A 21,682-nucleotide genomic window follows, 5' to 3' on the forward strand; every position below is an offset into this window, starting at 1 on the left:
CGCTGGCTCAGACACCACCCATGCGGTGCAAATCGGGAATGATGAAAGTCCTTGCGCTATCCGGCAGCCTGCGGGCTGCGTCCATCAATTCCGCGCTGCTGCGCGCGGCCGCGCGGCTGGCGCCAGCGAATGTGTCGGTTGCCGTGTTCAGTGGCCTTGGGGCGTTGCCGCTGTTCAACCCGGACGACGAGGCTTGTCCGCATGCCAGCGTCACACGCTTGTTTGCCGAGGTGGCGCAAGCGGACGCGCTGCTGATCGCTAGCCCCGAGTACGCGCATGGCGTTACCGGCACGATCAAGAATGCACTGGACTGGCTGGTGGGGTACGAGCCCTTCGCCTTCAAGCCGGTCGCCGTGCTCAATGCATCGCCGCGCGCGCACCATGCCGATGCGGCACTGCGCGAGACCTTGAAGACGATGGCCGCCGTCATTGTCGAGTCGGCATCGATCACCGTGCCATTGCTGGGCGCCAGGCTGGATGAGGATGGCATGGTCTCGACGCCGGGTATTGCGGCTGCCATACAAGAAGCGCTGGTGGCGCTGTACGATGCCGTCGTCCTTCACAAGACGACGGTCAATGCCACATTTCCGCTTGCGTGACCGGCAAGCGGCCGGCGGCGCGCCATAGCGGGGCCAGGCGGCTAAGGCGGCTAAGCCGGTTCAGGCGGTTCAGGCAGCCACGAGGCGGAACGTGGATACCGCTTCCTTCAGGCGCTGGGCCTGCTCTTCCAGCGATCCCGCGGCGGCGGCGGCTTGCTCCACCAGTGCGGCGTTCTGCTGCGTCACCGTGTCCATCTGGGTGACGGCCTGATTGACCTGCTCGATGCCGGCGCTTTGCTCGGCCGAGGCAGCGCTGATCTCGCCCATGATGTCGGTCACGCGCTTTACCGCGCCCACGATCTCATCCATGGTCTGGCCGGCCTTGGTGACCAGCTGCGAGCCCTTTTCCACGCGCTCGACCGAGTCGCCGATCAGCGACTTGATCTCCTTGGCGGCGGTCGCGCTGCGCTGCGCCAGGCTGCGCACCTCGCCGGCCACCACCGCAAAGCCCCGGCCTTGCTCGCCCGCGCGGGCGGCTTCCACCGCGGCGTTGAGCGCAAGGATGTTGGTCTGGAAGGCGATGCCCTCGATCACGGCGATGATGTCGACCACCTTGCGCGATGCGCCGTTGATCTCCTGCATGGTGTCGACCACCTGGCCAACCACCGCGCCGCCCTTGATGGCGATCTCGGAGGCGTTGACGGCGAGCGAGCTGGCCTGCTTGGCGTTGTCCGCGTTCTGGCGGACGATGCTGGTCAGCTCCTCCATGCTGGAGGCCGTTTCCTGCAGTGACGACGCTTGTTCTTCCGTGCGCTGGGACAGGTCCGTGTTGCCCGCGGCGATCTGGCTCGTGCCGGACGCAATGGATTCGGTGCCGGTACGCACCTCGGTCACGATGCGCAGGATGTTGCCATTCATTTCGCCCAGGGCGTGCAGCAGCTGGCCGGTCTCGTCCTTGCTATCCGAGCGGATGTGGCTGGTCAGGTCGCCCGACGCCACCTTGCGCGCGAAGCCCACGGCGCGATGCAGCGGCGCGGTGATGCCGGCGGTCAGCCATACCGAGAACGCAACGCCAATCGCCAGCACCAGCACGCCAAGCGCGATCAGGCGATTGCGCGCGGCGAGATAGATCTCGTTGATATCCAGTGCGGTCTGGTCAATGCTGGCGCGCTGGATATCCAGCAGCTTCTGGATCTCGGCAAGATAGGCGTTGCCGGCAGGCACGAACTCGCTCTCGAGCACCTGGTTGGCTTCGTCGGTCTGGCCGGCTTCCTTGAGCTTGGTGATCTTGTCGCGCGACTCGTTGTACGGCTTGCGCACGGTCTGGATCGTCTTGAATGCCGCCTTTTCCGCGTCGGAGGACAGCATCGGCTCGATCTTGTCGCGCAACGCCGCGATGGCGTCGACCGACCCCTTCGTCTCGGCGGCGAAGAACGCGCCCAGGCTCGGGTCGGCACTGCGCGCCACCGCGGTGGTGCGGCGCACGCTCGTATGCATCAGGCGATACCAGTCGCTGACGACGCGTTCCTTGGCCAGCGGCTGCTGCATCATGTCGTGCGTGTGGCTGGCCACGTCCTGCAGCCCCAGGATACTGAACACGGTCATGAGCGTTGACAGCAGCAGCACCACGCCAAAGCCAATGCCGAGGCGTACCCCAATTCCAAGATTCTTCATTTTCTTCTACCTGAATGGAAATAATAAGGCGGCGAAATGCTGGCCCATGGGACCCGGATTCGCTCTATTGTCAGCCGCGCCGTCTATCGCGAACGCATCTGCGGACTATGGTGAATATCGGCAATTGAGGTGGGGACTTGAGTGGCGGGGCTGGTTGCCCGGCCGGCAGGCCGCGAGCGCGGCCTGGCGAGGATGGCGTGCTCAGGTGGATTCGCGCTGGCTCTGTTGTGCCAGCCGCTTCCAGTTTCGCGCGGCATAAGCATGCGCCTGGCGCAGCGCTGCCCAGAGACCGACGAGCCTGATGGCCTTGAGCAGTCCCGTGGCTTCGAACTCGGTCGTGCGCCGCACCCGTGTCCTGCCATCGCCCAGCGGCTCAAGGCTGAAGGTGTCGATCAGCTTGCCGACCCAGGCACGGCACCAGACTGTGCTTTCCTGCATCTGGTACTGCAGCAGCCGGTCCGGCTCCAGTTGCAGGATGCGCTGGTTGATAGTGCCCCGGTCCGTGGTGCATTGCCGCGTATTGCCGACCGCCGCGACGCCCTCCAGTACGCGGCAGCTCATTGGCTTTGGAATCCCCAGCCAGAACAGCAGCGGGCGCGACGCATCCATGCGGGCATGAAGGAAGTGCGGCCAGACATGCCGTGGCTCGCACTCAAATATCCACTCGGACCTGATCTTCATGGCGTGTGCTCGATATCGGGTGTTGACCTGCAATGCAAAAGGGAGCCACGCGGGCTCCCTTTTGTTCCAGCTGCGTTCTGTTTGCCCGTTCAGCTTACAGCGCAGCGTCCTTCAGCTTCTTCATCGGGCGAACCTTGACCTTGACGGTCGCCGGCTTGGCCGCGAACCATTGGTCTTCGCCGGTGAACGGGTTCTTGCCGAAGCGCTTCTTGGTGGCGGCAACCTGGGTCGCCACGACCTTGAACAGGCCCGGCAGGGTGAATTCGCCGGCGCCCTTCTTGTGCACCGCGCTCAGGATGGTGTTTTCCAGATGGACCAGCACGGTCTTGACCGTCTTGGCATCCAGTTCAGTCTGGGCCACCAGGTGGGCCACCAGGCTGGACTTGTTGAACGTGTCCTTCAGGGGTTTCACCGCCGGCGCGGCCGCTGCGACCTTCTTTGCCGGCGCCGCCTTCTTGGCGGCAGGCTTGGCGGTGGTCTTTACGACAGCATTTGCTTTGGTAGCCATGGATTATGGAGTCTTGTGTTCGTTGAATGACGCTTGCTGCCGACGGCAGCAAGCGCATGGGGAGCATAGCATTCCCGGTGGCGCGTGCCAAACGCCTGCCATCACGATCGACAACGCGCGGTGTCCGGGCTGCGGAAGTTATTGATGGACGCCAGATGCATTTTTTTGAGAAATGCCGGATGTGGCTGATAAAATGCGAAATTCGCCAAAATCGCAGCAGGAGTGCCATGTCTAAATCGATCATCCCGGATGTCGCCTTAATCGACAACACCGAGCAGCGCACGCCCCTTGTACTGGTGCTGGATTGCTCCGGCAGCATGGACGGCGAACCCATCCGGCAGCTCAATGAAGGGCTGGCCCTGCTGGAGCAGGAGCTCAAGGCGGACGTGATCGCGAGCAAGCGGGTCCGGCTCCTGGTGGTGCAGTACGGCGGTTACGACCAGGCCGAGGTGGCCGGCGACTGGTGCGATGCGATGGATTTCAATGCGCCGCAACTGCGGGCCGACGGCACCACGCCGACGGGCCAGGCCGTGGAGTTGGCGCTGGCGGAGATCGAGCAGGAAAAGCTGCGCTTTCGCCAGGCGGGCGTGGCCTACACGCGCCCGTGGCTGTTCCTGATGTCGGATGGCGCGCCCACCGACCAGTGGGAGCAAGGCGCGGCGCAGTCCCGCCAGGCCGAGAAGGCCAACAAGGTGGCCGTGTTCCCGATCGCGGTGGGCGAGGGCGCGAGCATCGATGTGCTCCAGCAGTTCAGCAACCGTGGCGCGGGCGGCGTGAAGCAGCTCAAGGGCCTGCAGTTCCGTGAGCTGTTCCTGTGGCTTAGCGCCAGCATGCAGGTCGTGTCGCAGTCCACGCCGGGCGGGCAGGCGCAACTGCCGCCCACCGACAGCTGGTCCGCGGTCACGGTCTGAGCGATGGCCTGGAAGATCTTTGCCGCTTCGGCGACGGGCAAATCGCACGCCGAGCGCGGCGTGCCGTGCCAGGATGCCTTTGCGCATGCGGTAGTGGGCGAGGTGCTGATCGCCGTGGTGTGCGACGGCGCGGGCTCGGCACGCTACAGCCGGGCCGGGGCGGAATTCATCGCGAACTCGGTGGCGCACGCGCTGGCTACGCGCGTGGGGCAGGGCGAGGAATTGCCGGAATTGTCCGGCGATCTGTTTGCGCAGGCCGTGGGCGGCGTGCTCGGCCTGGCGCGCAACGCGCTGCAGGAGGTGGCGCGCGCGGCGGGTGCCGGGCTGGCCGACTACGCTAGCACGCTGGTTGGCGTGGTGGCCACGCCGGAGCGCGGCAGCTTCTTTCATATCGGCGACGGCGTTGGCGTGGCCCAGCCGCGCGACGGCGCGGCCAAGCCGGATATCTCGCTGCCGGCCAATGGCGAGTACGCCAACGAGACCTACTTCATCACCGGGCCGCACTGGCGCGAGCAGCTCAGGGTGCTGCCGATCCGCCAGCCGCTGCGAGGCGTGGCGCTGATGTCGGATGGCGCCATGCCGTTTGCCATGAGCAAGGGCAACGCCGGACTCTACGCGCCCTTCATGGAGCCGGTCGAGCGGTATCTGCGCGGGGTAGCCGACATCGATGAGGGCAACCGCGCGCTGGCGGCCACGCTGGACGATCCGCGCACGCACCACATCACCGGCGATGACAAGACCTTGCTGATCGCGTTGCGCGCATGAGTGCTCGCAGCGGGGGCAGAGTCTGGCTGGATCGCCAGCGCGGCCTGACGCTGGCGCGCCTGATCAAGAGCGGCGGCGCCGGCAGCGTGTTCCTGCTGGCAGAGGCGCCGGCCCAGGTGGCCAAGCTCTACCACGGCCACATGGACCTGGCCAGCTACCAGCGCAAGATCGATGCGATGCTACGGCTGTCGCCCGAGCTGCCGGACCAGGTGGAGAACGGCAAGCGCTATGTGCAGATCGCGTGGCCGCAGTCGCCGTTGCTGGATGCCCGTGGCCGCTTTATCGGCTTTGCCATGCCGGCGCTGGATATCCAGCAAACGGCCGAGCTGGAGGAGATCTTGCAGGAGCGCCAGGCGCGCGCCGCCGGCCTGCCCACCGGGCTGGGCGCCAAGATCACGCTAGCCGCCAATCTGAGCGGCGTCATCGCGGCCCTGCACCAGCAGCATCACTATGTGGTGGACCTGAAGCCGGTCAACCTGCGCTTCTACCGTGATTCGCTCTATATCGCGATGCTCGATTGCGATGGCTTCAGCATCCAGGGCGAGTCGGAACGCTTTGCCGCGCAGCAGTTCACCGCCGATTACCTGGCGCCGGAGCTGCAAGGCGGCGGGCTGACCGCCGCGGGCGAGCCGGCGCAGGACCGCTTCGCGCTGGCGGTGGTGATCTTCCAGTTGCTGAATTTTGGCATCCATCCCTTTAGCGGGAGGCCTGCCAATGCGCAGCTTCCCACCGACCTGCCCGGGCGCATCCGTGGCCGCTACTACGCCTACGGGCTGCGGGCGCACAAGGCGATCTCGCCCAACCCGGTGAGCGGCCACGCGCAGATGCCGCCGGAGTTGCGCGATATGTTTGACAGCGCCTTCGCCGGCCCGCCGGACGGCCGGCCCGCGCCTGCCGAGTGGGCGCGTGTGCTGCGCGAATATGCGCTGCGCAGCAGCCAGCGGCTGGCGGTCTGCACCGCCGATCCCTCACACCAGCACTTTGCCGGACTGGCTTGCGCGGCCTGCGCGCGCAGTGCGATGATCGCTGGCGCCGCCACGCAGGCAGCCGCTGCCACGCAGGCCGGCGGCAAGCGCAAGTCCGGCCGGGGCAAGCGTGCGCGCCAGGCAGCCGCGCGGCCGCCCTTGCAGCAGCCATTGCAGCAACCGCTGGCTCAGGCCGCTGCCGTCAGTGCATCGATCTCCAACACCATGCCGGCGAGCGGCGCCATGAGCGGGACCTTCGCGATTGCCGTTGCCGTCGCGCTTACGCTGGTGGTGCTGGTGACGGCCTTCATGTCGTCCGGCGGCGGCGACAGCGATCGCGAAGCCGCGACGCCAGCCGCGGCAAACGGCACGGCCGGTGGGCAAGGCCAAGCGCTCGAATGGAAGCGCGGTGGGGCTCCCGCGGCGTCCCTGACGCTGGCGAGCACACGCGCCGAGATCCGGGCCACCATCGCTGCCGTCGCCGCGGGGCAGTTCGACACCTACCGCTACAACCTGCTGCGGCTAAAGCGGATGGCGCTCCCTAGCAGCTACAACAGCACGCGGGAGTTCAACCGCATCCAGCGCGCCTACGGCGATACGCTGCGCCAGGCGCGCACGGCGGCGGCCAAGCCGGAGGGCGGGGCGCGCGCCGCCGAGGCGGAACTCGAAGCCCATTATGAGCAGCACCGCGAGTTGCTGGCGCGCGACTCCGGCGCCTTTTTCTCCGCCAACGAACTGGGGGAATATCACCTGCGGCTCAAGGAGCCGGTGACCGCGCGCCTGCTGTTCGAGCAGGCGATCTGGGCCCGTGCCGACGATCCCAATGCGTGGTACGGGCTGGGTGCGGTCGCGCTGCGCGAGCAGCGCGACAAGGACGCGGTTGCCAGTTTCGCCATTGCCGAGCGGCTGCAGGCGGAGGTCGCCGACAAATCCGGCGAGCTGAGCGCCATCCTTGCCACCCTTCGTCTTCGCATGGTCTCGGACGCAAAGCGCTGGGAGACGTTCAGCCAGGCCGGCAAGGCGCTGGCCGCCCGCCTGGCCGAACTGCCGCCCCTGGCCGATCGGCAAGCCAGTGTGGATCCGGCCTCGCAGCAGCGCCATCCGGCCAGCTACCCGAGCACGCTGGCGTCAAGGGCCGGCGGCAGGGTTGACCTGCAGGTCATGGTGGATGCCAGCGGCGATCCAAGCCAGATCGCGGTGGTCCGGCTGGCCGGACCCGGTGAGTTGGGGCGGGCCGCCATCGAGGCCGCCCGGCAATGGCGCTACCAGCCTGCGGTGAGGCAGGGCGAGCTGATCGGCGAAACCGTCATGATTCCCGTGACCTTCGCCCCGGAACGACCCGTCGAGCAGCCATGATGCCGGCCCTATACCCTATACCCAATCCGATGAACACAGCGCCGCCATGCCGATCCCTGCTGGAAGCCATGCAAGCCAACTACGGCCGCAAGCCCATGCGTCGCTGGCAGCGGGCGTCACGCCAGGTGTTCAGCGCGCCCGTGCAGATGCAGCCGCATCGTGCCGATCTTGCCCTGCCGGCCTGCCTGCAGCGTTGGCGCGCGGCACACGTGAGCCTGCCGCCGTCTCCCGGCACGGGCAAGCCGGCCACGTTGAAGCTGCATGTACCAGCGCGGCTATGCGCGCTGATCCAGGCGCGGCGCGGCTACCGGCTGGACTGCCTGGTCGAGGGCGGCGAGGCGTGGCTGATTGGCATGCACGCGCTTGGCGAGCCAGCGCTTAGGCACGACCTGCTGGCTGAGTGGGAGCAACTGAGCCAGGCGCCCGACGCGCGCCGCCCGGACGCCGCTGAGGAGTGGCTGGTCAATCCCGTTTGCAGCCAGCGCGCACAAAGCGGCCACGGCTATCTCCTGGCCACTGCCGGGCTGCTGTGCGCCTTGGTCGGCATGATGCTCTGCGCGCGGTTCCAGCCAGGCGCGCTAGCCCTGCTGCCGGCCGCGCTCGCACTCGGACTGTTTTTGCTGGACCTGCACCGTCAGATGTGGCCCGCCACGCGCGCCAGGCGGTTAATCGCCATCGACGCGCCGCTGGAGCGCCTTAATGTCCGGGTGCCGCCAGGGACCGCGCAGGAGCTGGGCTGGTATCGCTGCGGCGCGCTGCTGTTCGCGTACCAGCATCGTGTGCTCGAACCCGCCGACGGGCGGGGCGCGCAGATGCATGTCAACAAGACGCCCGGCTGGCTCAAGCTGTCGCTTGCATACTCGGCTCGCGGAAACCCGATGGCTATGCGCGATCCGCAGACCTTGCGGCAATGGGCGCGATATCAGTTCGGATTTGGCGTGATTGCACTGCAAACCGGCATGCTAGCCGCGCTCGCGTTGTTTCATCCGTCATTGCTGGACGGCGTCAATGTGCTGCGCCCGCAGGCGACCTGGGGCTACGTGTCATATGCCGCAGCGCAACGCGGCAACGGCTTTGGCTACGATCCCTGGGTGGTGCTTGGCTGTGCGCTGTGCGTGGCCGTGCTGGGGGTTGTCTGGTACCGGTCACGGCGCAGCCTGCTGACACGCCTTGGCGCCGAGGCCGATGCCTGGCAGGCCCGCCTGGGCCAGGCCCCGGAGCGGGTTGCGCCGCTGCCGTGGCTGGGGCCCAAAGGCCCATAGGCAGCGCCCGGAGCCTAGTCGGATGACAGCGATTGCGAAGCCGCGCCCTGTGGCTGGCATTGCGCGGCCTGGCTGGCCGCCTGGTACATCACGGGTTCGAGAATGCCCAGCCGCGCGCGCGCTGCCTCGAGCGGTTCATGCAGCAGCGCCTCGTAGTCCTCGGCCAGCAGCCACTTCGCCTTGCGTCCATGCCGATACCCCTCGACGACGGCGCGCAAGTACGCGGTGTTGCCGGTCTTGCGCAGGCTCTGCAAGGCCGTAGCAACGGCGATGAATGCCCAGCCGAGGGCGCCGGTCTGTGCGTAGCTGAACGCCACCAGCGCCGCTTCGCCCATGTTCTCGTTGGCTTTGTAGCCGGTCAGCACATGCCAGATGTCGTGGATGTCACGGGTCCGCCTGCCAAACCAGGCGTAGGGATCCTCGACCAGCGGCTCGCTGTTGAGGTTTGAAATCGCGGCAAGGCCGGCGGCGCTGTAGCCCGTTTGCTCCAGGAATGCGCAGTAGGCGGCGCCGAGCGTGCCGGGGGCGAAGCTGGCGATGAACGCCGGGTCGGAGAAGCGCTCCGTCAGTTCGACGCGAAGATAAGCCAGCCGCCGCCCGCTCGTGGTCGTCAAGAGCCGCGCGTAGTTTTTCGGCGCGGACGGCCCGTTGAGGGCGCGCATGATGAGAAACACCTGCGTGGTGTCGTCTCCATTTGCCAGCAGCTTGCGGATCGCACGGAATGCGGCTGGAAAGTCACGCTTGTAGAGAGCGGGGGAGGTCGCTATGTCCATTGCCTCGTTCCTCTTGTCGGGTTTGTTGCTGGGGTTGTTGCCGGGATGGCGAAGTCGCCGATGCTTCGGGTCTTCAGGGCTTTCAGGGTTTTCATCTAGGTCCCTGATTGCAATGAGCGATCTTTGCAGGGAACGGCCGACTACAATGTCGCCTTCCTGACATAAGACTACGATTGGCGCTGTGTCAAAGTCATCCACCCCCGAAGACCACCTCGCTGCCCTGCGATCCAGCGCCTGGTTCGCCGGTCTCGCCGCTGATTTTCAACGGTGGATCGTGGCGCACGCCAAGGTCAGGTCGCTGGCTGCGGGCCAGCGCCTGTTCGCGCACGGAGATCCGGCGGACGGCCTGTACTTTGTGGTGGCGGGCGCCATCCGCATGACCACTTCCTCCGCCGATGGCAAGGAGGCATTGCTGGCGTTTGCGGAAACGCCGCAATGGTTCGGTGAGGTCGCCTTGTTTGACGCCTTGCCGCGCGCCCACGATGCCTGGATCGAGACCGACGTGGTGCTGCTGCATATCAGCCAGCAGGATGCGGTGCAGTTTCTCGACGAACATCCGGTGCACTGGAAAGCAATGGGCCTGCTGATGGCCCCAAAGCTCAGGCTGGCATTCGAAGCGATCGAATCGTCGGTGCTGATGCCCGTGCCGGTCAGGCTGGCGCGCCGCTTGCTGGCCATTGCCGGCGGCTATGGCGAGCGCCATGGCCTGAGCAAGCGGGTGATCAACGTGCAGCAAGAGCAACTCGGCTTGATGCTGTCGGTTTCCCGGCAAACGGTGAACCAGATTCTCCGGGATTTCGAGGCGCAGGGGCTGGTGCAGCGCACGCGCGGGTCCATCGAGATCCTGGATCTCGCATCGCTGCGAAGATTCGCGGAGGTCGGCTAGGCCATTTGCCGGCCCGCCGCGTTTGGGCTCACGCCACGATCAGCGTCAATCCCGCCGGCAGCGACTCGCCAAAGACCCGTCCCTCATCGGCCTCATCGAGTTCCACCGTTGCGCGCACCATGTCGATCCAGCTACGTGGCGCGTTGGCGGCCTCGAGCCGGCTGACCACGCGCATGCGGATCTCCAGCGGCAGGTCCCGTGACCGGTCCCCCGTCATGCGGGCGATCTGCACGGCGGCGAACGCGCCCGGCTCGACCTTCTTCCAGTCGAGCGCGAGAATCGCCTCCAGCCATTGCGAGCCAACCTCTGGCGGCACGACGTTGTGCGCGCTGCCGTAGAACGGCCGGCGCGCGCCGATGCGGCCCACGGCCCACCAGCCTTGAAGGTTCTCCGAGGGCTTCTTGAGCCGGGCGAGCAGCCACTCGGCGACTTCGATCTTGCGCTCGACGGGCACGCGTTCCAGCGATCCCGCGAGCCGCACCATGTCGGCGTAGCCTGCCTTGGCGGCGCCGGCGGGGCGCTTGTAGCGCGCCGTGCCCGGGGGCTGCAGGTAGAAGGCGATGTCGTCCAGCAAACGCAGCTGCGCGCTTTCGTCCAGACCGCCGGCGGTGCGGCGCCACAGCGTCCACCATTCCGACCAGATCTGGCTCTCGTTGACGTACTGGATGCCCTGCTCGAACAACGACCAGAGCTGCCCGGCGCGCCACTCGTCCAGCGGGTAGCCGAACCCCGGCCGCATGCAATAGCCGGCAAGGTTGAGCCAGAGGCGTTCATGGTCTGCCGTGCGGCGGCGCCGGCGTGCGCGTTCCCACAACGTGCCGAACAGGGCGCGCAGCAGCGTACTGTCCCATTGGTCGCGCGCGCCCAGCAGTTGCTCCAGTTGCGCGCGCAGCCGCTTGACTTCCTTGGGGCCAACGTCTTGCGAGCGGGCGCCAAAGGTGCGGTCGATGCATTCGACGGCCTGGGCCAGGCAAGGATGGGGCGCGTGGGCCGCCGTGTCTGCCGCTGGGGCATCGCCGCGCAGCTGGAACTCGAGCAGCCAGCGCTGCGAAGGATTGGCGATCTCGCTGCAGTGCACTTCCAGCGTGCCGACTTCGGTGAGCGATGTGGTGAGCTGCACCAGCGTCTCCCGCGCGTCGCTGGCGCCGCGCGCTTGCACCACGGTGGCGATCGGCGGCAGGCGGACGAAATCGCCGCTGGCGAGGTCGGCCAGTTCACCCGGCTGATAGGGCGTGTCGGCGACGGAGGAGACCAGGTGGAAGCGCACCGGATGCCCGAGGCGCAGGGAAAAGGTGCGGTCCTTGAGATGGATCTCCTGGCCGTCTTCGGTGCCGCGCGGCAACAGGCAAATGCCGCGCTCAGCCTGCGCGGCATCGCCGTTGTCCAGCACGAGGAAGTAGCTGCGCGGCGAGCCCCCGCCGATGCGCGGCGCATGCCCGGCGCGGGCGAGCGCGAACGCTACCGCGCCACGGGCGACCGCCACGTCGGGGTTGTCGTTGTGCAGCACATGCAAGGGCGCTCGGCGCCAGGTGCCAAGCGTGCCCGACAAGCGCCCCGTCAGCGCCTCGGCGCGGAACACGCCGCCGTTGAGCAGCAAGGTGTCGGGCATCGGCGGCGCGTCGCCTGGTGCTTCTGGCGCCTCTGTTGCATCCTGTGCGTTGGCCATGCGCGACTGGGCTGCGTGCTGGCCGAGGAAGGCCGCAACGTGCCGGGTGATCGCTGGGTCGGACGCATAAGGCAGGCCAAATTCGACGATGCCGCCCCGTGAGCGCCCCGGTCTTTCACCGGCCGAAACGGCTGGGAAAAACCCCTCGACAATGATCTGCTCGATCTCCTGCCGGGTGACTTCGACGGAGCGCGCGCCGCCGATCAGCCGGGAGCCCGAACCGAGCAGCGTGATCGTGACCGCGTCCGGCGCCTGCGCGCTGAGCAGTTGCTCTTTGGCGGCACGGCACCGCTCGACCAACTGGGACAGGCTGCCCGCCGACAAGCGCGAGTGCGCCGTGGCGATGCGCGACTCGACCAGATGCGCGAGGGCGAGGTCCATGTTGTCGCCGCCGAGCATCAGGTGGTTGCCAACCCCGATCCGGGTCAATTGCGGCCGGCCGTCCTGGACCTCCACCTTGATCAGGGTCAGGTCGGTGGTGCCGCCGCCCACATCGCAGATCAGCACCAGCCGCGTTTGCGCCAGGTCGGCAGCTAGCGTCTCGCGGTGATGGAACACCCAGTCGTAGAACGCCGCCTGGGGCTCCTCCAGCATGCGCAGCGCGGGCAGTCCGGCCATGCGCGCGGCTTCCAGCGTGAGGGCGCGCGCGCCTTCATCGAACGAGGCGGGCACGGTGAGCACCACGTCCTGGTCCTCGAGCCGGGCATCGGGAAAACGGTGGTTCCATGCTGCGCGCACGTGCGCCAGGTAGCTGGCGCTGGCCGCCACCGGCGACACCTTGCCGACTTCGTCGGCGGCACCCCACGGCAGGATCGGCGCCACGCGGTCGACCGACGCATGCGACAGCCAGCTTTTGGCGCTGGCGACCAGCCTGCCGGGCACTTGCGCGCCGAGCGTGCGCGCCAGGCGGCCCACGACGACCTGGCCCGATGCGGCACCGTCGCCACCGTCCGCCCCATCGGCAACCTGCCACGGCAACTGCAGGTCGCTGGCGTTGAGCTCCCCCGGCGCCGCGTGGTAGCGCACGGACGGCAAGAGCGGCCGCGTGGCCACCTCGCCCAGGCTCACCAGTTGATCGATGTCGAAGACGCGGATGTCCTCCGACCCTGCCTCGCCATAGGCGACGACCGTGTTGCTCGTGCCCAGGTCAATGCCGACGCTATACCGCTTCATGCATGGCACTCAGGCATTCGCGTTGCCGCGCACGTCGAACTCGACCTTCCAGCGCTCGCCCGTGCCACGGGGCACGGCTTCCAGCTCCAGCGTGCCGGCCTCCGTGATGCGGGCATGCAGCTTCACCGGCACGACTTCGCCGGGCGTGCGGCCTTCGGGCGGCAGCGTGGCCTGGATTTCATCGAGCTCTTGCAGGTCCTCGGGCCCCCAGAAATCGAGCAGGGTGCCTACCTGGTCCTGGCGGCGCACCGACGAGCCAAAGAAGCGGAAATGCACGGGTTCGCCGACCACGAGCCCGAATTCCTGCTCCGGCAACGGCGCCTCGGTGCCTTCCTCCATGCCGAAGGGCGCCACGCACAGCGCCTGGATGGGCGGCTCGAAGCCCGGGATGGCGGGCATCGCCGATTCCACCGCAATGTAGTAGGCCCGCGCGGTGCCGCCGCGAATGCGCACGCCCTTGCCACGGCGCACGTAGCCGTAGTAGGCGGCGCCACGCGCCACGGCCAGGTCCAGGTCGGCGCCCCCCAGCAGGCGCGCGGGGGCCGCGTCTTCCGCGGCGAGCCAGCCGTTGAGCGTCTGCAGGATGCGCTCGACCAGCAGGGTGGACTTGAACACGCCGCCATTGAACAGCACGGCAGTGGGGTGCAGGAAGGTCGCGCCCTGCGCCGGCGTGCCGGCTGCCAGGCCTTCAATCTCGGCCAGCGCCGCCACCTGGCGGCCCAGGAACGCCGCCAGATGTCGTGTGATGGCCGGATCCTGCGCGTACGGCAGGCCCAGCTGCGTCAGGCCGGCGCGTGCCCGGCTGACCGGGCGGGCAGAGCCATCCACCTGCGGGAAAAAGCCCTCCAGGATGATCTGGGTGAGCTCGGCACGGGTCAGCTCGGTGCGGATCGAGCCGCCGATGAGCTTGGAGCCGCGGCTCGGCACGACCAGCGGCACTGCGTCCGTGGCCGGGTCGCTGAGCAGGGTTTCCTTGGCGCTGCGGCAGGCATAGGTGAGCGCGCGCAGTTGCCACGGATCGGCCTGCGTGCCCTGGGCCGCGAGCTTGCGCGCCACCACGTGGGCCAGCGCCAGGTCCATGTTGTCGCCGCCCAGCAGGATGTGCTCGCCGACGGCAACACGGTGCAGCTCCAGGTTGCCCTCGCGCTCGATCACGGCGATGAGTGAAAGATCGGTGGTGCCGCCACCCACGTCGACGACCAGGATGATGTCGCCCACCTTGACCTCTTTGCGCCACTGGCCACCGCTCTTCTGGATCCAGCTATAGAGCGCCGCCTGAGGCTCCTCGAGCAGGGTCATGCGGGCATAGCCCGCGGATTCGGCGGCTTCAGCCGTCAGTTCCCGCGCGGCCGGATCGAACGACGCGGGAATGGTGACGGTGATGTCCTGCTCACCGAACGGGGCGTCGGGATGCGCGTGATCCCACGCTTCGCGCAGGTGCGAGAGATAGCGCACGGAAGTTTCGAGCGGCGACACGCGCGGCACTTCCGCCGGCGCATCGTTCGGCAGGATCGCCGCGCGGCGGTCTACCCCGGGGTGGCACAGCCAGCTCTTCGCGCTCGATACCAGCCGGATCGGCGTGGCCGCGCCACGGCTGCGCGCCAGCTCGCCCACGGCGAAATCCCGCGCGGCGTTCCACGGCAAGGCCAGGTCGCCCGGAGCCAGCTCGCTCGGATGCGGCAGGTACAAAAACGAGGGCAGCAGGTCGCAATCTTCGATAGCGCCCGGTGCGGTGAGCTGTGCGACGGCCAGGACGCCCTGGGTGCTCTTCTCGCCGTCACTGGCGGTGAGGTCGACGTAGGAGAGGGCGCAATGCGTCGTGCCCAGGTCGATGCCGATCGAGTAGCGCGGGTCGCTCATAGCTCGACCTCGGCCGGGGCGATCACGGTGGCGTCATGGCGCTCGGCCAGCCGGGGCAGGCGGACTTCCGCCACGCGCCAGCCACGGTGGCTGATGTTGCCGTTGAACGGCGCGCTGCCGACCACGTTGCCGGTCAGCCGGATGGCGGTGGCGTCGAACCCGTCGGGCACCGTTACACGGCTGCCCTCGGCTTCCTCGCGCACTGGCCGGATGGTGAAATGCTCGCGCAGCACGGTGCGGCAACCGTCATGCACCAGCCGGGCAGCGGCACCGATTTCGGTGTCGGAATAGCCGGCGATGTCTTCCTCGACAAAATCGATGAAGCGCGCGTCGCGCTGGAGAAGCCCCAGCAGCTGGAGCGCGGCCTCCGGGCTTGCCTCTTTCAGCGCGCCAGGGGCCGGCGCTGCCCTTGGCGCTGGTGCGGCCACGGGGGCAGGGACCGGTGCGGCGGGCGCTGTGCTTGCGCCGGGCCCCGTGCCGTCACGCAGGCGCCGCACGCCCGCGGCAAGCTCGCGGTCGCCCAGGATGTTGAAAAACGTGCCCACGGCAAGAGAAATCCTGCCTAGGAAAGACATGTTCGAGTCGGTCATCAATGGCTCCAGATGTGCTCTGTTGAAGGACGAGCTGTCCCCTGGCGATGCTGTACTGGGCCCGCCCTGCCGCAGCGCTGGCGCTTGCCGGCAGGCAACGGCGAGGTGTGCGCAGGTGCGGGCTCGCCCGTCAGCATCTTGTTCTTCGGGCCCGGCCGGGCCGCTCAAGGCGGTATTTTGCCCTAAGCCGCCCATGATCCGGCCAATGCGGCCCACAAAGCGCCAAGACGCTTCCCAATACGCTCTCTCCCCATGAGGCCCGCCATGACTCGCCCTTACCCCCTTACCCTTACCCTTTACGCAGGGCGCCGGAGTAGCCTTTAATAGAACATAGGCCCGTCACAATCTGCATTGGAGCTGGGATGAAAGCGCTTTCCACCAAAGAACGGACGCGCAGGCGCCCGTCCGACAGGGTACTGAATGTTCTCGCGGCGCTTGTTGGCCTGGTTACACTCGGGGCTGGCATCGCCTGGCTCATCTACAAGTGGCGCGTAGATCTCGAAGTTCCGTACTTTGCCATTCCGCTGGTGCTGACGGTCCCCGTGATCGCTGCCGCCGCGTTCCGCAGTTTTTGGGACTAGTGCAGCGGTTTTGTGATTGTTAGCTGGCTTTAAACGCTGTTAGGCCCGTTGGCCCGCCAGATGGGCGCAGCGAGGGGGGCAGATGCCGGCGCGCCGTCCGCCCCCGCACGCGCCACGCACCGCTAGCCTTGCCCCCACGCAAAACTTGCATTTTGCGATCGCGAAGCAAAAACCCCGTGTGGTTCAGACCCCCCTGGAGAAAATTCAGGCAAAATTCGGGCATTCCTGCCGGGCTGTGACCCAGCCGGTGGCGTTCTCCAACCTATTTCTTGATCCTGAGATAAGCAATGAGTACCCAGCAACCCACCATCATCTACACGCTGACCGACGAAGCTCCGCTGCTGGCGACCAGTGCCTTTTTGCCCATCATCCGCACCTTCACCGCCCCGGCCGGCATCAACGTGACGACCAGCGACATCTCGGTGGCGGGCCGTATCCTGGGCGAATTCCCCGAATTCCTGACCGAGGCACAACGCGTGCCCGACAACCTGGCCGAGCTGGGCCGGCTGACCCTGCTGCCTGACACCAACATCATCAAGCTGCCCAATATCAGCGCCTCCGTGCACCAGCTGGTCAGCGCGATCAAGGAACTGCAGGCCAAGGGCTACAAGGTCCCGGATTTCCCGGAAGACCCGAAGACCGATGCCGAGAAGGCCATCCGCCAACGCTATTCGAAGTGCCTGGGCAGCGCCGTGAACCCGGTCCTGCGCGAAGGCAACTCGGACCGCCGCGCGCCGGCAGCCGTCAAGAACTACGCACGCAAGAACCCGCACAGCATGGGTGAGTGGAGCATGGCTTCGCGCACGCACGTGGCGCACATGAAGCACGGCGACTTCTATCACGGCGAAAAGTCCATGACCCTGGACCGCGCCCGCGACGTCAAGATGGAGCTGGTCACCAAGAGCGGCAAGACCATCGTGCTCAAGCCGAAGGTGTCGCTGCTGGACGGCGAGATCATCGACAGCATGTTCATGAGCAAGAAGGCGCTGTGCGACTTCTACGAAGAGCAGATGGAAGACGCGCGCAAGACCGGCGTGATGCTGTCGCTGCACGTGAAGGCCACCATGATGAAGGTCTCGCACCCCATCGTGTTCGGCCACGCCGTGAAGATTTTCTACAAGGAAGCCTTCGAGAAGCACAGCAAGCTGTTCGATGAACTGGGCGTGAACGTCAACAACGGCCTGGTCAACCTGTACGACAAGCTGGAAAGCCTGCCGAGCTCCAAGCGCGAAGAGATCATCCGCGACATGCACGCTTGCCACGAACACCGTCCCGAGCTGGCGATGGTGGATTCGGCCAAGGGCATCTCCAACCTGCATGCACCCAACGACGTGATCGTTGACGCCTCGATGCCGGCCATGATCCGCATCGGCGGCAAGATGTGGGGCGCCGACGGCCGTCCTAAGGACACCAAGGCCGTGATCCCGGAGAGCACGTTTGCCCGCATCTACCAGGAAATCATCAACTTCTGCAAGACCAACGGCAACTTCGACCCGGTCACCATGGGCACCGTGCCCAACGTCGGCCTGATGGCGCAGCAAGCCGAGGAATACGGCTCGCACGACAAGACCTTTGAAGTGCACGAAGCCGGCGAAGCCCGCATCGTTGACATCGCCACCGGCGAAGTGCTGCTGGTGCAGAACGTGGAAGAGGGCGATATCTGGCGCATGTGCCAGGTCAAGGACGCACCGATCCGCGACTGGGTCAAGCTGGCCGTCACGCGCGCGCGCAACTCCGGCATGCCCGCCATTTTCTGGCTGGACCCGTACCGCCCGCACGAAGCCGAGATGATCAAGAAGGTCGAGACCTACCTGAAGGATCACGACACCACCGGCCTGGACATCCAGATCATGTCGCAAGTGCGCGCCATGCGCTACACGCTGGAACGCGTCATCCGTGGCCTGGACACCATCTCGGTGACCGGCAACATCCTGCGCGACTACCTGACCGACCTGTTCCCGATCATGGAGCTGGGCACCAGCGCCAAGATGCTTTCCATCGTCCCGCTGATGGCCGGCGGCGGCATGTACGAAACTGGCGCTGGCGGCTCGGCGCCGAAGCACGTCAAGCAGCTGGTGGAAGAAAACCACCTGCGCTGGGATTCGCTGGGTGAATTCCTGGCCCTGGCGGTGTCGCTGGAAGAGCTCGGCATCAAGACCAGCAACGAGAAGGCCAAGATCCTGGCCAAGACGCTGGACGCCGCGACTGGCAAGCTGCTGGACAACAACAAGAACCCGTCGCCCAAGACCGGCCAGCTGGACAACCGCGGCAGCCAGTTCTACCTGGCCATGTACTGGGCCCAGGAACTGGCGGCACAGACCGACGATGCCGCCCTGGCAGCGCAGTTCGCGCCGCTGGCCAAGCAACTGACCGACAACGAGCAGGTCATCGTTGGCGAGCTGTCGGCCGTGCAAGGCAAGGAAGCCGATATCGGCGGCTACTACAAGCCCGACTTCGCCAAGCTGGACATCGTGATGCGCCCCAGCAAGACGCTGAACGCCGCGCTGGCAGCCGTCAAGGCTTAAGCGGGTGCAAGCCTGGCCGCCCTGTCACGCAGGGCGGCCGCCGGCGGCAGCCACGCCTTGGGAAAGGCGAGCCGCCATGGGAACCCCGGGTACCTGGCAACAGGTGCCCGGGGTTTCTGCTATTCCAGCTATTCCAGCTTCACCCTGCCGTCCTTTGCGAGCCGGCGATATTGCGTTATCTCGCCCTGCACGCGCCGGCGGAAATCCTCCGCGTTGCCGCGCATGACCCAGATCGCCTGCCGCTGGAAGACCGCCTCCACGGAAGGGTCCAGAAGCACCCCCTGCAATTCCTTTTCCAGCCTGTCCACCACCGCTTGCGGCGTAGCGCGCGGCGCGGCAATACCGAACCAGAATGCATTGCCGGGCATGGCGATGCCGAGTTCGGCAAAGGTTGGCACGCCCGGATACTCCGGCGAGCGCGTCCCGGTACTGATCGCCAGCGGGCGCAACTTGCCGGATGCGAGGTAAGGCTTGGCAACGGCGATGGGGTCGAGGCTCAGGTCGATCTGCCCGCCAATGACGTCGGCGAGGATTTGCGTGCTGCCGCGATATGGCACGGGGGTGATGTCCGCGTGCAGGTCGGCCTCGATCATGGTGCCCACAATGTTCTGCGCGGTGCCCGGGCCGGTGGTGCCGTAGGTGATGGCGCCCGGTTGGGCGCTTGCACGCGCCAGCATGTCCGCGAATGACTTGATGCCGGAGTCCGCACGGGTGGTGAGTATCACCGGCGCCTGCGCGATGATGCCGATCGGCGCCCAGGCGCCTTCCGCCGGGATGGGCAGGCCGGTGTGCAGCGCGGGCAGCATGCTGAACGTGGTGGAGCTGGCGAGCAGCAGCGTGTATCCGTCGGCGGGTGCCTTGGCGACCTGCTCCGCGGCGATCATCGTGGCGGCACCCGGCCGGTTGTCGACTACCACGGGCTGGCCCAGTCGGGTGCGCAGCTTATCGGCAATGACACGGGCAATGATGTCGGTGGTGCCGCCCGCCGTGAAAGGAACCACCAGGTGCACGGTCCGGTGTGGGAAGGCTGCGGGGGCGGCCTGTGTCTGCGGGGTGGACACCGAGGCGGCCACCAGCAGCGAAGCGGTGAGCAGCCGGCGCAACGGATCTAAGGAAGAAAGCAGGTCCATGGGCAGGTCAAGTGGCGTCGGGTAGCTGCACCTGCAGGCTGGCGTGGGCAGATAAAAATACGGTAAGCATCAAGAAATCGCTGGTATGTCTGGACTAGATGGCTTGGCCGGGCCATCGCGCCGATTCTACGTCAGATGCTGCGTTGCAATATGTGCGCCTGGCCATGCTGCTGGTTGCATTAATCATTTTCCGTGCCATATAATGCGAACCATTCTCATTTAAGTTTGGCCGTGCCAGACACTTCACGATTGCAAGGGAAGCGATGGCCGCCGCCGAATCCGCGTTACAGCAGCATGTGCATGCCCTTTACAGCGATCACCATCGCTGGCTGCAGGGATGGCTGCGGCGCCAGCTTGGCAACGCGTTTGACGCCGCCGACCTGGCGCAGGATGTGTTTCTCCGCTTGCTCCATCGCGAGCCGTGCGATATCAGGGAACCGCGCACCTACCTGAGCACCATCGCGCGCGGCCTTGTCATCGAGCACTGGCGCCGCCGGGAGCTGGAGCTGGCCTGGCTGGAGACGCTGGCGCAACTGCCCGCGCCGCAGGCGCCGTCGTCCGAGAGCCGGCTGCTTTTCCTGGAAACCCTGATCGCCATCGACCGCATCCTCGATGCACTCAAGCCACAGGTGCGCAAGGCGTTCCTGTGGGCCCAGCTCGAAGGGCTGACCTGCCGGCAGATCGCGGAGCGCCTCGGCGTGTCGCTGGCTACCGCCGAGCGCTATGTCGCGGCGGCGCTGCGCCATTGCTACAGCTTGCGTTTCGGTGGTTGATGCCCGTGAGTGATTCCGCCAGGCCAGGCGACCCAACGGCTACCCCCGGGCCGGAAACCCCGATCCCGACTCCGATCCCCGCGCGCATCGTCGACCAGGCCATCCACTGGATGGTCAAGCTCGACTTCAGCGAGGCCAGCGCCAGCACGCGCAAGGCATTCGCCCAATGGCGCGACGCCAATCCGCTGCACGCCGTTGCCTGGCAACGCGTGCAGGCACTGCGCACTGATTTCTCCGGCATGCCGCCGGCACTGGCGCTGCGTACCCTGCAAGCCGCCGACGCCCGGCGTGGCGTGGGCGGGCTAAAGCGCAGGCAGGCGCTCAAGGTGTTAGCACTGGCCGGCATCTCGGCGGTCACGGCGGCAAGCGTGCGCGAACTGGCGCCATGGCAGCGCCTGTTCGCCGACGCGAGCACGGCCACCGGCGAGCAGCGCACCATGCGCCTGGCCGATGGCAGCACCATCGTGCTCAACACCGATACCGTCATCCGTACCGCGCTGGACACTGAGCGCCGTTTGGTCACGCTGCGGCGCGGGGAGATCCTGGTGACGACGGGACATGACGATGGCTTCGCGGCCCGCAGCGCAGCGGTGCGGCCGTTCTGGGTACAGACGCCGTTCGGCGGCCTGCGTGCGTTGGGCACGCGCTTTGTGGTGCGGATCGAGGACGAACGCGCCCGCGTTACCGTGCAGGAGGGCGCCGTGGAGCTGCACCCGGCTGCGGGCGGGGCGACCGACGTAGCGCGCGCGGGGACGACCTGGTGGCTCGCCAAGGCCGGCAGCATGCCGGCGCCGCCGCAGCCGTTTGAGGCGGATGGCTGGGCCGATGGCGTCATCGCAGGCAAGGACATGCGGCTGGCGGACGTGCTGGCCGAGCTGTCGCGCTACCGCACCGGCCACATTGCCTGCGATCCGCGCGTGGCGGATCTGCGTATCTCGGGCGCCTATCACGTGCGCGACACCGATCGGGTGCTGCGCTTCCTGATGCAGGCGCAGCCGATCACCGTGGTCTATCGCACGCGCTTCTGGGTTTCGGTTGGCCCGGCGGGAGGGCTTTGATCCCAT

The 21,682-nt window shown here is 66.8% G+C and carries 18 protein-coding genes; 10 read left to right on the plus strand and 8 right to left on the minus strand.

The annotated features are described in order from the left end of the window. Window positions 1-38 precede the first annotated feature (38 nt). Window positions 39-599 carry an NADPH-dependent FMN reductase gene (locus ACX12D_RS24485; RefSeq protein WP_459376048.1) on the plus strand — a complete coding sequence of 187 codons (561 nt, stop codon included), beginning with the start codon at window positions 39-41 and terminating at the stop codon, window positions 597-599. Window positions 600-668: 69 nt separating this feature from the next. On the opposite strand, the gene ACX12D_RS24490 is transcribed toward ACX12D_RS24485, so the two are convergent. The 3 genes from ACX12D_RS24490 to ACX12D_RS24500 form a co-directional block, all read right to left on the minus strand. Next, on the minus strand, window positions 669-2,213 hold the full coding sequence (locus ACX12D_RS24490) for a methyl-accepting chemotaxis protein (protein WP_459376049.1): 1,545 nt from the start codon (window positions 2,211-2,213) through the stop codon (window positions 669-671). 201 nt (window positions 2,214-2,414) lie between these two features. Beyond that, complete coding sequence (locus ACX12D_RS24495; protein ID WP_459376051.1) at window positions 2,415-2,894, minus strand: SRPBCC family protein; 480 nt, start codon at window positions 2,892-2,894, stop codon at window positions 2,415-2,417. A 94-nt stretch (window positions 2,895-2,988) separates the two neighbouring features. Further along, the gene (locus tag ACX12D_RS24500) at window positions 2,989-3,402 is read right to left on the minus strand and encodes an HU family DNA-binding protein (RefSeq protein ID WP_459376052.1); all 414 of its coding nucleotides are present in this window, start codon (window positions 3,400-3,402) and stop codon (window positions 2,989-2,991) included. A gap of 227 nt (window positions 3,403-3,629) precedes the next feature. Here ACX12D_RS24500 and ACX12D_RS24505 point away from each other — a divergent pair, with 227 nt between their 5' ends. The 4 genes from ACX12D_RS24505 (at window position 3,630) to ACX12D_RS24520 (ending at window position 8,661) form a co-directional block, all read left to right on the plus strand. Continuing rightward, window positions 3,630-4,313, plus strand: coding sequence for a vWA domain-containing protein (locus tag ACX12D_RS24505; protein ID WP_459376053.1), 684 nt, complete (start codon window positions 3,630-3,632; stop codon window positions 4,311-4,313). A 3-nt stretch (window positions 4,314-4,316) separates the two neighbouring features. After that, entirely contained in the window at window positions 4,317-5,078 is a 762-nt protein-coding gene (locus ACX12D_RS24510) for a PP2C family serine/threonine-protein phosphatase (RefSeq protein WP_459376054.1), read from the plus strand. Further along, a complete protein-coding gene (locus ACX12D_RS24515; RefSeq protein WP_459376055.1) occupies window positions 5,075-7,399 on the plus strand; it encodes a TonB family protein in 2,325 nt (774 codons plus the stop codon). The genes ACX12D_RS24510 and ACX12D_RS24515 overlap by 4 nt, the downstream gene beginning before the upstream one ends. A 68-nt stretch (window positions 7,400-7,467) precedes the next feature. Then, window positions 7,468-8,661: a hypothetical protein gene (locus ACX12D_RS24520; protein WP_459376056.1), complete on the plus strand. Its 1,194-nt coding sequence runs from the start codon at window positions 7,468-7,470 to the stop codon at window positions 8,659-8,661. Window positions 8,662-8,675: 14 nt separating this feature from the next. On the opposite strand, the gene ACX12D_RS24525 is transcribed toward ACX12D_RS24520, so the two are convergent. Next, a complete protein-coding gene (locus tag ACX12D_RS24525) occupies window positions 8,676-9,434 on the minus strand; it encodes a Coq4 family protein (RefSeq protein ID WP_459376057.1) in 759 nt (252 codons plus the stop codon). A gap of 181 nt (window positions 9,435-9,615) precedes the next feature. Here ACX12D_RS24525 and ACX12D_RS24530 point away from each other — a divergent pair, with 181 nt between their 5' ends. Next, window positions 9,616-10,320, plus strand: a complete 705-nt coding sequence (locus ACX12D_RS24530; protein WP_459376058.1) for a Crp/Fnr family transcriptional regulator — start codon at window positions 9,616-9,618, stop codon at window positions 10,318-10,320. A 28-nt stretch (window positions 10,321-10,348) separates the two neighbouring features. Here the strand turns inward: ACX12D_RS24530 and ACX12D_RS24535 are convergent, their stop codons facing one another. Genes ACX12D_RS24535 through ACX12D_RS24545 form a run of 3 tightly spaced genes read right to left on the minus strand, consistent with a single transcriptional unit; the run spans window position 10,349 to window position 15,609 of the window. Next, entirely contained in the window at window positions 10,349-13,159 is a 2,811-nt protein-coding gene (locus tag ACX12D_RS24535; protein ID WP_459376059.1) for an Hsp70 family protein, read from the minus strand. Window positions 13,160-13,168: 9 nt separating this feature from the next. After that, window positions 13,169-15,019 carry an Hsp70 family protein gene (locus tag ACX12D_RS24540; RefSeq protein ID WP_459376060.1) on the minus strand — a complete coding sequence of 617 codons (1,851 nt, stop codon included), beginning with the start codon at window positions 15,017-15,019 and terminating at the stop codon, window positions 13,169-13,171. Further along, complete coding sequence (locus tag ACX12D_RS24545) at window positions 15,016-15,609, minus strand: DUF2760 domain-containing protein (protein ID WP_459376061.1); 594 nt, start codon at window positions 15,607-15,609, stop codon at window positions 15,016-15,018. Before ACX12D_RS24545 ends, ACX12D_RS24540 begins: the two co-directional genes overlap by 4 nt. A gap of 362 nt (window positions 15,610-15,971) precedes the next feature. On the opposite strand from ACX12D_RS24545, the gene ACX12D_RS24550 reads away from it, so the two are divergent. Further along, a complete protein-coding gene (locus ACX12D_RS24550) occupies window positions 15,972-16,190 on the plus strand; it encodes a hypothetical protein (RefSeq protein WP_459376062.1) in 219 nt (72 codons plus the stop codon). A 287-nt stretch (window positions 16,191-16,477) separates the two neighbouring features. After that, a complete protein-coding gene (locus tag ACX12D_RS24555) occupies window positions 16,478-18,715 on the plus strand; it encodes an NADP-dependent isocitrate dehydrogenase (protein ID WP_459376063.1) in 2,238 nt (745 codons plus the stop codon). 128 nt (window positions 18,716-18,843) lie between these two features. Here the strand turns inward: ACX12D_RS24555 and ACX12D_RS24560 are convergent, their stop codons facing one another. Next, window positions 18,844-19,845: a Bug family tripartite tricarboxylate transporter substrate binding protein gene (locus tag ACX12D_RS24560; protein ID WP_459376064.1), complete on the minus strand. Its 1,002-nt coding sequence runs from the start codon at window positions 19,843-19,845 to the stop codon at window positions 18,844-18,846. A gap of 263 nt (window positions 19,846-20,108) precedes the next feature. Here ACX12D_RS24560 and ACX12D_RS24565 point away from each other — a divergent pair, with 263 nt between their 5' ends. Both ACX12D_RS24565 and ACX12D_RS24570 read left to right on the plus strand, forming a co-directional pair. Continuing rightward, entirely contained in the window at window positions 20,109-20,618 is a 510-nt protein-coding gene (locus ACX12D_RS24565) for a sigma-70 family RNA polymerase sigma factor (RefSeq protein ID WP_459376065.1), read from the plus strand. Then, window positions 20,618-21,676, plus strand: a complete 1,059-nt coding sequence (locus tag ACX12D_RS24570) for a FecR domain-containing protein (protein ID WP_459376066.1) — start codon at window positions 20,618-20,620, stop codon at window positions 21,674-21,676. Before ACX12D_RS24565 ends, ACX12D_RS24570 begins: the two co-directional genes overlap by 1 nt. Window positions 21,677-21,682 lie beyond the last annotated feature (6 nt).

The organism is Cupriavidus sp. PET2-C1, from assembly GCF_054515855.1.